At 37.6% G+C, this 13,832-nt stretch carries 14 protein-coding genes; 2 read left to right on the top strand and 12 right to left on the bottom strand.

Annotated features, from left to right (window positions below; all coding sequences use genetic code 11):
* Positions 1–114: 114 nt before the first annotated feature.
* The 10 genes from A3GQ_RS0118885 to A3GQ_RS0118840 form a co-directional block, all read right to left on the bottom strand.
* A complete protein-coding gene (locus A3GQ_RS0118885) occupies positions 115–411 on the bottom strand; it encodes a cytochrome C oxidase subunit IV family protein (RefSeq protein ID WP_028778396.1) in 297 nt (98 codons plus the stop codon).
* Between the two features lie 3 nt (positions 412–414).
* Entirely contained in the window at positions 415–1,032 is a 618-nt protein-coding gene (locus tag A3GQ_RS0118880; RefSeq protein WP_028778395.1) for a cytochrome c oxidase subunit 3, read from the bottom strand.
* A 2-nt stretch (positions 1,033–1,034) separates the two neighbouring features.
* Positions 1,035–2,858 (bottom strand): cytochrome c oxidase subunit I, encoded by a 1,824-nt coding sequence (ctaD, locus tag A3GQ_RS0118875; RefSeq protein WP_028778394.1) that lies wholly within the window; start codon positions 2,856–2,858, stop codon positions 1,035–1,037.
* A 120-nt stretch (positions 2,859–2,978) separates the two neighbouring features.
* Entirely contained in the window at positions 2,979–3,980 is a 1,002-nt protein-coding gene (coxB, locus tag A3GQ_RS0118870; protein ID WP_028778393.1) for a cytochrome c oxidase subunit II, read from the bottom strand.
* A gap of 27 nt (positions 3,981–4,007) precedes the next feature.
* On the bottom strand, positions 4,008–4,928 hold the full coding sequence (gene cyoE, locus A3GQ_RS24980; RefSeq protein WP_051272088.1) for a heme o synthase: 921 nt from the start codon (positions 4,926–4,928) through the stop codon (positions 4,008–4,010).
* Between the two features lie 382 nt (positions 4,929–5,310).
* Complete coding sequence (codY, locus tag A3GQ_RS0118860) at positions 5,311–6,090, bottom strand: GTP-sensing pleiotropic transcriptional regulator CodY (RefSeq protein ID WP_028778392.1); 780 nt, start codon at positions 6,088–6,090, stop codon at positions 5,311–5,313.
* Positions 6,091–6,313: 223 nt separating this feature from the next.
* Complete coding sequence (gene lepB / locus A3GQ_RS24975; protein ID WP_051272085.1) at positions 6,314–6,844, bottom strand: signal peptidase I; 531 nt, start codon at positions 6,842–6,844, stop codon at positions 6,314–6,316.
* Entirely contained in the window at positions 6,832–7,398 is a 567-nt protein-coding gene (locus A3GQ_RS24970; protein ID WP_051272082.1) for a DUF402 domain-containing protein, read from the bottom strand. Before A3GQ_RS24970 ends, lepB begins: the two co-directional genes overlap by 13 nt.
* Positions 7,399–7,999: 601 nt before the next feature.
* Positions 8,000–8,836 carry a pyrroline-5-carboxylate reductase gene (proC, locus tag A3GQ_RS0118845; protein WP_028778391.1) on the bottom strand — a complete coding sequence of 279 codons (837 nt, stop codon included), beginning with the start codon at positions 8,834–8,836 and terminating at the stop codon, positions 8,000–8,002.
* Between the two features lie 290 nt (positions 8,837–9,126).
* The gene (locus A3GQ_RS0118840) at positions 9,127–9,807 is read right to left on the bottom strand and encodes a hypothetical protein (RefSeq protein ID WP_028778390.1); all 681 of its coding nucleotides are present in this window, start codon (positions 9,805–9,807) and stop codon (positions 9,127–9,129) included.
* Positions 9,808–9,937: 130 nt separating this feature from the next.
* Here A3GQ_RS0118840 and A3GQ_RS0118835 point away from each other — a divergent pair, with 130 nt between their 5' ends.
* Complete coding sequence (locus A3GQ_RS0118835; protein ID WP_028778389.1) at positions 9,938–10,123, top strand: hypothetical protein; 186 nt, start codon at positions 9,938–9,940, stop codon at positions 10,121–10,123.
* Between the two features lie 39 nt (positions 10,124–10,162).
* Here A3GQ_RS0118835 and A3GQ_RS24965 read toward each other — a convergent pair whose 3' ends face one another.
* The gene (locus A3GQ_RS24965) at positions 10,163–11,326 is read right to left on the bottom strand and encodes a VanW family protein (protein WP_169818312.1); all 1,164 of its coding nucleotides are present in this window, start codon (positions 11,324–11,326) and stop codon (positions 10,163–10,165) included.
* A 12-nt stretch (positions 11,327–11,338) separates the two neighbouring features.
* The gene (gene mutY, locus A3GQ_RS0118825) at positions 11,339–12,412 is read right to left on the bottom strand and encodes an A/G-specific adenine glycosylase (RefSeq protein WP_028778388.1); all 1,074 of its coding nucleotides are present in this window, start codon (positions 12,410–12,412) and stop codon (positions 11,339–11,341) included.
* Between the two features lie 428 nt (positions 12,413–12,840).
* On the opposite strand from mutY, the gene A3GQ_RS0118820 reads away from it, so the two are divergent.
* Positions 12,841–13,818: a metal-dependent hydrolase gene (locus tag A3GQ_RS0118820; protein WP_028778387.1), complete on the top strand. Its 978-nt coding sequence runs from the start codon at positions 12,841–12,843 to the stop codon at positions 13,816–13,818.
* Positions 13,819–13,832 lie beyond the last annotated feature (14 nt).

Raw genomic sequence — 13,832 nt, 5'->3', positions numbered from 1 at the left:
GTTAGTAAAATAGAATCAGCCTAATTTGAATTATATTTCAAGAACGATTACTTATGTACAAAATGTATCTATTCATATAGGAACAGCCCTCCAAAAATGGAGAGCTGTTCTTCTTTACATCAAAAGTATACCAACTGCTGAGATAACTGCTACAAATATTCCAAAGATGATAAAGATAGTGTAGTAAGCCGATCCTTTTTGGTCTAAGTGCATAAAGGTAAATAGTTGCAAAAAAACTTGAACGACTGCAAATATCAGAAGCAACGGTATTACCCAACCGCTTGGAACAGCATCTGACATTACCAGAAAAAATGAAGCTGCTGTAAAGGCTATCATTAGCACAAAAGATAGTATGTGTTTCATAGCACTTTCAGGCTTACGACTAATAGCTTGGTTGCTTTCTTTTGCCACTACTTAGCCCACCTTTCCTAGCAGATAAACGAGGGTGAAGATGAACACCCATACAACATCGATAAAGTGCCAGTATAAACTACTTACAAACAATTTTGGTGCTGTCTCCGTGGTAATACCACGTTTGAGCACTTGGATGATTAATGTGGTAATCCAAATAATCCCAAATGTAACGTGAGCCCCGTGAGTACCAACTAATGCATAGAAGGATGAGCCAAAAGCGCTACTCATAAAAGTATGTCCTTCATGCACGTAATGTAAGAACTCATATATTTCCAGAACAAGAAAACCTAGACCAAGTGCAAGGGTAATGACTAACCAAGTAATCATCCCTTTCATATTCCGTTCATTCATTTTGATCATGGATAGTACACTTGTCAAACTACTGGTTAAAAGTAATGCAGTTGCAAGAGCTACCAGTTTTAGATCAAATAATTCCTGTGTAGTAGGCCCATCTAGCGATTGGTTACGAAGTGCGAGATACGTACCGAATAAACATGCAAAAAGTACTGTTTCAGCACCTAGGAATAACCAAAAACCTAGGACTTTATTTTTTCCTTCAAAAGTTGCTGTTTCCAGATGATTTGGCATTTCCGTACTAGAGTCTGTGTGATTTGCCATGATTATTCTTTCCCTCCCTTTTCAGGGTCTTCTGGCTCTACATGATAGCCACGATCATAGTCAAACGATCGTAGGAAGAGTGCTGCAAAAACAATAATTAGACCGAAAACAGCAGCAGGGATACCTCGCACAATAAAACCAAAACCTGCTATAAAGAAACCTAATGACATCATGATCGGAATATAAGAAGGTGATGGCATATGAATCGATCCAAGCGGTTCTGCTGGTGTCATTGTTTTATTACCTGCTTCTTTCTCTACCCACAATGCATCAAATCCACGAACAAGCGGGGTTTGTGCAAAGTTATATTCAGGTGGTGGAGAAGGAATGGACCATTCTAATGTGCGGCCCAGACCCCAAGCATCTGCTTCTGCTTTTGGTCCTTTTCGCAATGTATAGATGATATTAACTAAGAAGAAAATGGTTCCAATCAGCATCCCAGCTACACCAATGGTACTGATTTCATTTAATCTTTCCAATCCAACGTTTGTTTGGTATGTAAATACCCGACGTGGCATCCCGAACAATCCTAAGAAGTGTTGTGGGAAGAAGGTAAGATGGAATCCAATTAAGAAAGTCCAAAAATGCCATTTTCCGAGGCTTTCATTTAACATCTTGCCAAACATTTTGGGCCACCAGTAATAAATACCTGCAAATAATCCAAACACAGTACCACCAACAAGCACATAGTGGAAGTGCGCAACAACAAAGTAACTATCTTGGTATTGGTAATCAGCAGGAGGAAGAGCCAACATAACACCTGTCATACCACCAATCACAAAAGTTGGTATGAAACCAACAGCCCATAGCATTGGTGTTTTAAATTGAATTTCTCCACCCCACATAGTGAACAACCAGTTGAAAACCTTAATACCAGTAGGTACCGCAATTGCCATCGTTGCCACTGCAAAAACAGAGTTGGAAATTGCACCAAGTCCTACTGTAAACATATGGTGAACCCACACCATAAATCCAAGAAAACCAATTAATACGGTTGCAAAGACCATGGAGTTATATCCGAATAAGCGTTTCTTTGAAAAAGTACTGATTACATCTGACATAATTCCGAAAGCTGGAAGAATAACGATATATACTTCTGGGTGTCCAAAGATCCAGAATAAATGCTCCCATATTACAGTACTTCCGCCCATCGCATGATCGAAGAAGTTAGAACCGAACAATCGGTCAAACATTAGGAGAAGAAGTGCTACTGTAAACGCTGGAAAAGCGAAGAGTACAAGCCCTGATGTCACAAATGCAGTCCAAGTAAACAAAGGAAGACGCAAAAATGTCATTCCTGGTGCACGCATGTTGATGATGGTTACAATAAAATTTAATCCACCAATGAGTGTACCGATACCTGCTATCTGTAATCCTAAGACGTAAAAGTCCACACCGGGCCCTGGACTATACTGGTTCAATGCAAGTCCTGTGTAGGACGTCCAGCCCGCGTCAGGAGCACCACCAAAAATCCAACTCAAGTTAAGGAGTACTCCTCCAAAGAAGAAGAGCCAAAAACCTAGTGCATTTAGAAAAGGGAATGCAACGTCACGCGCCCCGATTTGTAGTGGAACAACAGCATTCATGATGGCAAAAATCAATGGCATAGCTGCCAAGAAAATCATTGTGGTACCATGCATGGTCAATAATTCGTTAAAAGTACGTCCCACAAATAGATCATTTCCTGGTGCAAACAATTGTAAGCGCATAAATATTGCTTCCAAGCCACCGATGAGGAAAAATAGCAAACCTCCCATCAAATAAAGAATACCTATTTTCTTGTGATCCACTGTAGTAAGCCAATCCCATGTACGACTGTTGCGCATGCGTTCTAGAAACTGTCTATTATAACCACCAGTAAAGATAGCTGCTAAAAACAGTACTAGAACGAGAAGAACAATCAGTGTTGCCAAGGTAGTCCCTCCTTTTTGAGCAAGTAAGAGATCCTATTTTCTACTATCTAGATACTTGATAAGATCGTTTAACTCGTCTTTGTTTAAGTAATCAATTTTAGGCATTAACGTTCCTGGTTTTACTGCTTGAGGATTCTTTAGCCATATCTTTAAATTTTGTTCATTGTGAGGCAATATACCAGCAATAGTGGAACGAGTAGCAAATTTGTTTAAGTTTGGAGCTTTAATTTGGCTTACACCAGCATGACAACCAATACAGTTTTGTTTGAAGATTTTCTCTCCATTGGCTTCAGATGAAGTTGCGGATACGCTTGCAACTGGTTGTTTCATCGAAGCTGTCCACTTATCAAAGTCACCCTGTTTGTCTGCAAACACTTTAAAGTCCATCAAAGCATGACCACTTCCACAAAGCTCCGCACATTTCCCTTGATACATACCAGGTTGTTTCGCATCGAGTGTCATCGTGTTCACTCGACCAGGAACAACGTCCATTTTACCACCTAGAGATGGAACCCAGAATGAGTGCAGTACGTCTTCCCCATGAATGCGGAATAATACTTTTTTCCCAACAGGAATATGTGCTTCTTGAGCAGTTGTGATCCCATATTGAGGGTATTTGAATTCCCACCAGTATTGGTGTCCAGTGACATCAATAATTACGGTATCTTCTGCTGGAGGTGTTTCTGCCAATTCAAACGTATACTGAACAGTTGGGATAGCTAGTGCAATAAGTGCAGCAATGGGAATAACAGTCCAAATAATCTCCAACTTTGTGCTACCATGCACTTGTTCAGGCATGATGTCTTTTCCTTTTCGTTTCCGATATCGAACTAATACATATACGAATATCGTAATAACGATTACAAAAACGACGGTCATCAAAATAAGACTCCAATAAATCAAGTTCAGCTGAATTTCACCTGCTGATCCTTTTGGATCAAGAACGCTTAGCGATGGATCACCGCTACATCCTGCTAAAAATAGCGTTACGAGAGATATGAGAAGTCCAATGCGCCATATTCGAAGTCTTTCCACAGCCAAACCTCGCTTTCTACCCACATACTAAAATATCTGTCTCACCAAGACATCTACCATCATCAAAATCAGCGTCAGGGTAAGATAGAACAAAGAATACAAAAACATTTGTTTTGCCCACAAATCTTCATCCTGTTTTGAAAAACCTCTTATAGCTAAAACCACATAGATAATATCAAGGATAATAGCTGTTATTAGAAAAGTCCATCCCACTGCATTTGTCGCAAAGAGGAGAATCGTTGCAGGAAACAATAAGATCGTGAAGATCAATATCTGTTTCTTGGTTTCAGCATTACCTTTTACTACTGGTAGCATAGGTATACCAGCAGCTCTGTATTCCTTCGTTTTGCGCATTGCTAATGCAAAGAAGTGTGGAGGCTGCCAAAGGAATAGGATGAAAAAGAGCGCCCAAGCCGCCAAGTCCAAACTTCCCGTTACCGCAACCCAACCAATCACAGGAGGAACTGCACCTGATATGCCACCTACCACCGTATTCCATGTACTTGTTCTTTTCAACCACATGGTATAAATAAACAAATATACTCCAAATCCTATAAATCCAAGTATCGCAGCTAATAAATTAACTCCAAATGCAAGTATAAGATGACCTGCAACGGTAAGTATTATTCCGTAAATAAGTGCGGTACGTGGTTTCATTCTTCCACTAGGAACTGCACGTATACGGGTTCTTTCCATATGGGGATCAATATCCCTATCATAGAAATTATTTAATGTACATCCTCCTGCTATAACCAAAGCTGTTCCAACCATGGTATAGATAAATACCATCCAACCAAAAGTATGGGTATACCCTGCTGCCAACAGATATCCTGTAAAAGTTGCGAGTAAGTTAGAAGCATTGATTCCAGGTTTGGTTATATCTATAAAATCTTTCCAAATATCAGCTAGTGTATGCGGGGTTATATAACGTTCAGCGGATCTTTCCATCGTTCTTACCTCCTTCCCAAGAAACACAGGCAAATTGAAATTGGTTAATTAGGTTATAACATACAAAAAATGTAATATCACAGACGGAACGTCTATGACTTACATTCCCCTAGGAATATATGGGACAAAAACAAAACACACGCCTAATATCATCATCATTTTAGATGATTCATTTCATAATCGCAAGAGAAGAACGAAACGAAAAAGACGATAGATCCGGAATTTACTTTATGATTCCATCATCAGGAAATGAAGTTTTCGTAAATTAGACACATTTTCGCTATTCAATTGTCAAATTATTATAAATAGACTAGCTGATTTTAAGGAATGAAAAATCCCCGTTAACTTTGTCAACAGGGATTGATGATTCATCCAACTAAGTCTAGTGACGTGCTTTTTCAAGCGCAGGTAGTAATCGAGGATTCAAAATCTTGATATACGTACCTTTCATTCCTAATGAACGAGATTCTACGACACCAGCACTTTCCAATTTACGAAGTGCATTCACAATTACAGAACGGGTTATACCGACTCGATCTGCAATTTTACTTGCAACAAGTAATCCTTCTAATCCTTCTAGCTCATTGAAAATGTGTTCAGCAGCTTCTAATTCACTAAAGGATAGCGAATTGATTGCCAATTGAACTACGGCACGACTACGAGCTTCTTCTTCCACTTGACCTGCACGCTCACGTAAGATTTCCATACCAACTACATTTGCTCCATATTCAGCAAGGATTAGATCATCATCAACAAACTCTTCTTCTACACGAGATAAGAGCAATGTACCTAGATGATCTCCTCCACTGATAATTGGCACAACAGTTGTATAGGCTGTTGCAAATTGCCCTTTTAATTCAGTTGGATAAGCAGTGTAAGGACTATCAATGCCTAAGTTAGACATCGTTTTGTTCACTTCCATCAACAAGCTCGCAAACTCATTGGGGAAAGTCCTCTGTTCTATATACTCATTCATACGATCATTATCAAACTCATGATTAATGGCTAGTCCTAGCATTTGACCTTCTGGATTAACCACATAAATGTTCGAGCTAATAACATCGCAAAGGGCCTGTGCTACCTCATCAAAATCCACAAGATTGTGACCTGCATTTTTTTGAAGTATTTTTGAAATTCTACGTGTTTTACTTAATAAATTCATGTGTTTTCCTCCTTGTTAACCATTACCCTTACTATTTATTTTGTCATAAAATATATCGTGAGCCGAAATATTTTATGGAAAAATTTTGTTCTGGTAATTGAATTATTGAGTTTTTTCATCCACTGCACCTACACCATTATCCGTTATTTGGTGGAATAGGCAAATTGGTTTTTGTGAACATTTTTTGAATTTCACTTGATTTTCTTATTTTTGACCAATTTTTTTAAAGGAATGCAGAGAGAGATGGTCTCCATAAGATTATTTCCACTTTTCCACTAATTAAACCATATGGAACTAAACCGACACTCTGATAACGACTATCACGACTTGCATAACGGTGACGATTGTCTCCCATTACAAAAACGGTACCTGGTAAAACTTTTGTTGGTTCAACATCCCCATCCTCAATGGAAACATCTATGTAGGGTTCTTTTGCTAGATGACCATTTCTATACAACTGTCCACTTTTCACCGCAATGATATCTCCAGGAACCCCTACTACTCGCTTTACAAGATATCTTCCTTTCTCCTCTGGATCTTCAAATGTAATCACATCTCCCTTGTGAGGGTTTCCAAACAACAACTCCCACTTGTTAACAAGTAGACGATCTCCATTATGCAGCGTAGGTCTCATTGATGTACCACTAACAATAGAGAGCGAGACAACATACTGATTAACCAGAATTGCTAGAACAAGTGCAAAGAGGAAGACAAATCCCCAAAGGATGGACCGCTTTGCTATTACATATTGCATCTTCCATTCACCTCTGATAATTCAAGGGAAAGATACTGATGATACCAGTGCGATGCAAACTCTTTAGTGAAAGGAATATTTCCCCTTTTCACCCATGCTGTTAACTGCTTCACTGCTAGTTCCACTCTTTTCAAAATGGTGTTCGGATAAGAATATTTTTGGCTATTTTCCACAAATTCATGCTCATCCACAACTTTATAACTTCGATTTGGTCTAACGATCAAATCAATATCGTAATCAACATAGTTGATACAACTATTTTCTTCATCGATACGAAACGGCGATGCAATGTTGCAATAGTAAGAAACTAGCTGCTTGTTATATCGATATATCATTACGATATTCCACCACTCTTCTGGAAAAAAAAGAGCAATGGATAAACCTGGATAAGTATGAATTCTACCATCAGACTCGGTCACTTTCGGATGATAGTTGGAAACAATTAAAATTTCATCAGATGATAACACCTTAGAACCTTCCCACTGTCGATGAAACCCACCGCCGTGTTTATAGCTATTTATGTCAATTACCTCACCCACTTGAAATGGAATCATCTTTTTTGTCTCTCCCTAGTTATGTCTTTAGTCTCTTTATTTCCAATAACACAAGTTTCTAAAACCTAAAAATCAGAATTATTTTTTTCAAACAAAAAAAACCTCAACTCAATTTTTTTTGAGTTAAAGGTTTATCAAAAAACTTAACGTAATTGCACAGAAGTCTCCCACCTCTAAGGTGGCAAGATAAATGGCGTTTTGTTCGGTATCTCCTAATGGGGATGCTTAGAACAAACTTTCTTTTGTGAGAAGAAAAGAAAGCAGTTTTGTAGAAATAAACCATGCACACATATGTGCTGTACTTTGAGAACTGAATCATATGGGATTGTGGTGAGGATCAGCAGTCACCATGTAAAATGAATCCTGCACGATCGTAAATATGTCCTATTTACGACGATGAATGTAACGTATCTACGGATCGCTTTTGCGAAAAGTAGTAGATAGTCTGTTCCGACCCATACACTTTTGTGTATGTTGCTTACTAAAGGGAGAAGATAACTTCCAGTCCTTAGGGTTGAGTATATAAGGTAAATCCTTATATACATAGGAGTATTTTCTATCCTGGTGGTAAGAAACTTCCACCTCTATAAGAGGGAGAGGTTCATTGAATATTATACTTGTTCTTCGAACAGACAATTTCACCCATCTCTACCGATCGGTTTGTAGCAGCCTTAATGGTTTTTTCTAAACCCTCGATAAACTTATAATCGTTCATTACCTTTATCCCTGCTGCAGTTGTCCCTCCTTCAGAAGTGATCTCTTGTCTCAGTGTTTCTGGTTTCTTGTCTGTCTCCAGTAGCATATGAGATGCTCCAATCAAAGTTTGAAGGATTAACTGCCGTGAAACTTCACGAGGCAAACCAACTTTTTGTGCAGCTAACTCCAATCCTTCCACCATCAAATAAAAATAAGCAGGACCGCTTCCAGACAAACCAGTCACAGCATCCATTAAATGTTCTTCTAATGTCACAACACTACCAACACTGCGAAATATATTCTCTGCGATTTCAAGATTCACTGTCGTAGCATATTGCCCAGCGGTGATAGCTGTCGCTGACATTCCAATCGTACTCGATGTATTTGGCATCGATCGAATCACTGGAATTTCTTCATGAAGGTATGATTCTATATGGCTTGTCGTAACCCCCGCAATAACCGAAATAATTTGGTTTTTAGGCGTGAATTTTGGTCCCCATTCTTCTAACATTTCATTTGCCACTTGAGGTTTTACTGCCAATACTAGTATGTCTGCATCTAATATTTTTTTCTTTTGCTCAGCAATGGAAGGTAACTGATAATGATCTGTTAAATATTGCAATCGGTTGATATTACTTCGATTGATAAAAGAGACATCCGATGATTTTACTTGCTGCTTAGATAACAAACCTACCAATAGAGCCTCTGCAATTGCTCCTGCACCTATAAAACTTATTTTCAATCTCAACTCTCCTCTCCAAATAAAAAACTCTTTCATCCAAAGGACGAAAGAGTTACTCACGTGTTACCACCTTAATTTATGCCGAAAATAAGACATCTCATGGTCTGATATCGGCAGACTATACCGCAGACTTTCATCTGATACTCCAAAGGTGGGTTCTGATTGGTCCTTTGGCAAACTTTTCAGCCAAGAGTTCGCTCTCTTTTCAAAGCATCCAAATCATACTAGCCTCTATCTTTGTATGCGCATATTTATATTAATAATATTATGATACTTATCTTAGTTTCACGTCAAGAATTTTTCCGTATTTTCCCCAACTGCCAAATCCACGGCACATAAAGTAAGATTGCTGCAGAAAGAAGAAAAAAAACAAATACGTCTAATAAAGATGCAAAAAAACTGCCAATAAGCACTAGACTCCAAATCAAAAATGACCAGTAACTCAGCACAGAAGGAATTTCTTTTGTCTGAAACATAACTACAGTGTATAGTAATCCCCCTATCGACAAGCTAGTAGGAATGAAAATACCACTTAGATGCGAAAGTGACTTATCCCATGCAGTCAAGGTAACATGTGCTGATTCAGTTGGAATGGTCATTAACCACTGCATCAAAGTAGGCATCATCAATATTTCGATCAAATGGTACAATGTACTGGCACAAAGAGCCATAACACTTATAAACCAAGCCCACTGCAAAATTGGCCGGTACGTTCGATTCAGATGAAAAAACAAAACAGTGAAGACAAAACAAATCGCAACGAGTGCAGCAAATGTCAAACTCCATGCAATTAAAACAAGTACATAATTTTGGGAAATATAAGTAAATCTTTCTGTCAAAGTCCCACGACGTACATCTACTAAAACAAACAAAATAGGAAAAATGGACAGGAATACAAAAGCAGCAGAGGTACGGAGACTCCACAAAAAGAATGTTTCATTTTCAATTATTGCTTCTAACTTTCTTCTCATTGAAATCTCTCCCTTCCCTTGTATTACCATTTTTGCGTTTTTTCAGATTATTAAACCTATGACTTATCATTTTCCCCTGTATGGTCTACCCCTATTATCTCACATACTGTAAAAAGAGGTGATGAATTAAATGTATTTTGGTAGAGATTTGGAAGAATTGAGCGCTATTCCCATTGAAAATTGGGAAATTGATGAACTATCTTACCACCACTATATGCTTTCTCAGATGTCGCCATTAATGAATGAACAAGGTGTAAGCTTACATCATCAAGTGGTAGATGAGATTATGAAAAGAGAGGACCGAAGTCATCCTTAAACAACAAGAAAAGCCACCATAACTGGTAGGCTTTTTTTGTTACCCTTTGCCATTAAGATTACTTGTAGGTTTATTTCCTTTGACCACCATATGGGAAATTTTCAAAGGTGCTTCTTTTACCTTTTTAGAAATTATTTTTACATCAGGAACAGAAAACGTTGATATAATCAATTTCCCTTTTTGTAATTTAACGCGCAGTAATATAGGTGATTCCAGATTATTCTTAAAACGAAAATCAGGTCCTCCCCATGATACTGTAGCATCTCTTCCACTCGGCACAAAGGTTACTTGGGAATTGATAGAGTATCGGCGAATAATAGACAATCCCGCTTCATCAACACTGTTAAAAAGAGTCGATGAAACTTGGCATATACCTCCACCTATCCCTTCACTATATTCACCCTTTACAATCGTACGAGTCACACGATAACCCTTTTTCATCGTGCGTTCGCCAACCATTTTGTTAAATGAAAAAAATTCACCTGGGAGCAGTATAAGGTTATTAATGGATTTAGAAGCAATCCGCATGTTGTTCGTACGTGTTATATTTTTCGAATCGTAGAATGTTGTATAACTACTGATTTCTTTTTTTCCTACTTGTTGTAATATCGCTTTTGTAACAGTAGGAAACTGCGTAATCATTAAAATTTGTTGTGGTTTATTGATAATATCTTCCGGATTACGAAGCCATCTATATAACTGCTTTTCATCCATGATAGATCCAATTCTTTCAGGTTTTATCCTTGCACCCATTCGAGTTTGATCTGCATTTACAGCTGGTATATTTATTCGCTTTTTTACTTGTTCCAACCATGTACGGAGTTCCCATTTATCTAGAGTAGATATATCCCTTCCATCAAACCCAATCTTTTTGAGATCCAGCGAGAAACTTTTATCCTTTAGGTAGAGTATGATGTGGGCAGGAGAGGTATCAACTTTCAAATGAGAGATTGTCCTTTTGTCTCCTTTACTTGCAACAATCCATTTATAAGAGAAAAGAACAAAAATACTTCCTACCAAAAAAAACATACTCATAAGTGTAGTTAGTAAAACTTTTTTGTCTCCTAACCACAGTAAAAAAAGATGATGTTTCTCGTCTTCCATTTCCTCAACTTGCGGACGAAATAAAACTAATTGCTGTTCTTGATTGTCTTTTCCTTTTTGATTTGTAACTCCCTCTTCATTTGAATTATTTTTTTCCACCATTCTCTCCCCTTAATTTCTATATCCTAACTGCTCTAATGCTTTTAGATATACCTTAGGAAAGGCGAAATCGGAAATGGTATGTTTGTCCACCCAAATAGAACGCTTTGGAGTAAAATCAGGTTTATTTGCAAGTTCTACGAAGACTAACATTATTTTCCAATGACGATGACTAAAGATATGTTCATACTGGTATATATCTGAAAAAATTTTAGCAGAATATCCATTAACTTCACAATATTCTTCTATTTGATTATCAAAAGGCATTTCTTCCAATCTGTCTTCTGTTGGAAGGGACCACATATTGGCCAAAAGACCTGTTGAAGGACGTTTTTGTACCAGTAGTTGAGCATTAAAAGATAGTGCATACATTACAATAACAGTTTTTTCAGGTGCTTTTGCTTTCTTTTTTATTGGCAAAACTTTCTCTAGACCTTTCTCATAAGCCAAACAAACATCTTTCACAGGACAAAATAAACACTGAGGAGATTTGGGTGTACAAATGGTAGCTCCTAGTTCCATCAACGCTTGATTAAAATCACCTGGTGAATGATCTGGAATAACTTCTTCAGCTATACTCTCCATTTTTTTTCTGGTTGAGACTTTAGCGATATCATCCTCCAATGCAAAAATACGAGAGAAAACACGCATTACGTTTCCATCTACTGCTGGCACTTTTTGGTTATAAGCAATACTTAAAACTGCACCTGTCGTATACGGACCAATGCCTTTTAGTTTTGAAATTTCCCCCTTATCCATAGGGATTGTACCGTTGTAAGTAGCGACAACTTCTTTAATTGCTGAATGCAAATTGCGAGCTCTTGAATAATATCCCAATCCTTCCCATAGCTTGACAACATCATCATCACTTGCTGTTGCTAAATCATGGGCAGTAGGAAATCGGGAAATAAATCGCTCATAATAAGGAATAACTGTAGCTACTTTTGTCTGCTGTAACATTATTTCAGACACCAACGTATAGTAAGCATTAGATTGTCTTCTCCATGGTAAATCTCGCTTATTGGCTTGATACCACTCAAGAAGCGCATCTTGTATATATGGTATATCTTGTTGTATGATTTCCATATTTTTGAACATCCTTTTCTGTAAAACTCCACCTTATTATATATCGAAGTTCCTTCAAGAGGGGAGTATCTTGTTAATACTGATGATTTATTTGCGCTTGTTCCAATAAAATTGTATATACCTGTTCAGTAAATTTTACAACTAATAAAGAGATAAACTTAGCATCTCTTGAAATATTCATGTTTATTGGGCACATACTATTTAAAATGAAATTATTTACTTTATTTTTTTAACATAAAAGCTTGCACAACGATATCGAATAGGATAAAGATAACAAGAAATGCTATGATAGAATCCTGAGTTGTTGGAAAAATTATATTTTTATGCAAACATCATTTGTGCTCCAATCATAATCTCCACATGAAAGCAAAATAAACTTACCATACTTTATCACTGGAGCCCTTCTTGATAATGAAAAGGGGGAAAATATGGATACTGGTACTCACTTTGTAATGGGTATTGGCTTGTATGGGCTAGCACATCTAGACCCGACTGTTACGAGCCATCCTGATATGCTCTATGCTACCTTGCTAGGGACTGTTATAGGTTCCCAAGTTCCTGATCTAGATACACTATATCGAATAAAAGGGAACGCGACATATGTTCGAAATCATAGGGGTTGGACCCATTCTTCTCCCATGATCTTGATATGGCCTACTATCATTTCCTTATTCATTTCTTTATTTGTACCTGTGCAATCTTTTTATACGCTCTGGCTATGGACTGGTCTTGCTATTTTCATTCATATTTTTATTGATTGTTTTAACACCTATGGTACACAAGCACTTCGCCCTTTTAAACGAAATTGGATATCTTTGAATATCATCAATATTTTTGACCCTGTTATTTTCGGTCTTCATCTTCTTGGTTTCTTAAGTTGGTATTTTTATCGAGCTAATGGCGGTTTGATCTTTGCTGTCGTATATAGTCTGATTGTGCTATATGTGATTTGGAGAAGCATAGAACACCACCGTATTACAATTTGGGCAAAACAAGAAGCTGGAAAAACAGGAAAATATACTGTGATTCCCACATATCGACTTAAGAATTGGAACTTGATTGTCGAGATGGAAGACAAGGTACAGATGGGAGAAATACAAAATCATCAATTAGATTGGACTGGGAGTATTTCTCGTAATGACCAAACACATCTAGCGACTTTGAAGTCAAAAGAGTGCAATGCTGTTGCCTCTTTCCTTTCTTTCACTTCTTATGGGTATCCACAAGTACTAACAAAAAAAGATGGTTTCGAAGTGAAATGGTTAGACGTTCGATATTATCACAAGAAACAGTTTCCCTTTGTAGCTGTGGCACACCTCGATCAAAATTATAATATTGTTGGATCTTTCATCGGTTGGTTAAGTGATGAACAAGCACAAAAAAGAGCTGAAAATATGATGAAATAAGCTATACTGTTAAC

Source organism: Shimazuella kribbensis DSM 45090, assembly GCF_000428065.1.
Taxonomy (GTDB): domain Bacteria; phylum Bacillota; class Bacilli; order Thermoactinomycetales; family Thermoactinomycetaceae; genus Shimazuella; species Shimazuella kribbensis.
This window is presented reverse-complemented; position numbering and strand designations above follow the sequence as displayed.

What these genes read in the sequence shown, in the direction of transcription:
- A3GQ_RS0118880 (WP_028778395.1), bottom strand. Translation starts at nt 1,032, where the DNA reads ATGGCAAATCACACAGACTCTAGTACGGAAATGCCAAATCATCTGGAA.
- codY (WP_028778392.1), bottom strand. Translation starts at nt 6,090, where the DNA reads ATGAATTTATTAAGTAAAACACGTAGAATTTCAAAAATACTTCAAAAA.
- A3GQ_RS24970 (WP_051272082.1), bottom strand. Translation starts at nt 7,398, where the DNA reads ATGATTCCATTTCAAGTGGGTGAGGTAATTGACATAAATAGCTATAAA.
- mutY (WP_028778388.1), bottom strand. Translation starts at nt 12,412, where the DNA reads ATGGAAATCATACAACAAGATATACCATATATACAAGATGCGCTTCTT.
- ctaD (WP_028778394.1), bottom strand. Translation starts at nt 2,858, where the DNA reads ATGCGCAACAGTCGTACATGGGATTGGCTTACTACAGTGGATCACAAG.
- A3GQ_RS0118835 (WP_028778389.1), top strand. Translation starts at nt 9,938, where the DNA reads ATGTATTTTGGTAGAGATTTGGAAGAATTGAGCGCTATTCCCATTGAA.
- lepB (WP_051272085.1), bottom strand. Translation starts at nt 6,844, where the DNA reads ATGCAATATGTAATAGCAAAGCGGTCCATCCTTTGGGGATTTGTCTTC.
- A3GQ_RS0118820 (WP_028778387.1), top strand. Translation starts at nt 12,841, where the DNA reads ATGGATACTGGTACTCACTTTGTAATGGGTATTGGCTTGTATGGGCTA.
- A3GQ_RS0118840 (WP_028778390.1), bottom strand. Translation starts at nt 9,807, where the DNA reads ATGAGAAGAAAGTTAGAAGCAATAATTGAAAATGAAACATTCTTTTTG.
- cyoE (WP_051272088.1), bottom strand. Translation starts at nt 4,928, where the DNA reads ATGGAAAGATCCGCTGAACGTTATATAACCCCGCATACACTAGCTGAT.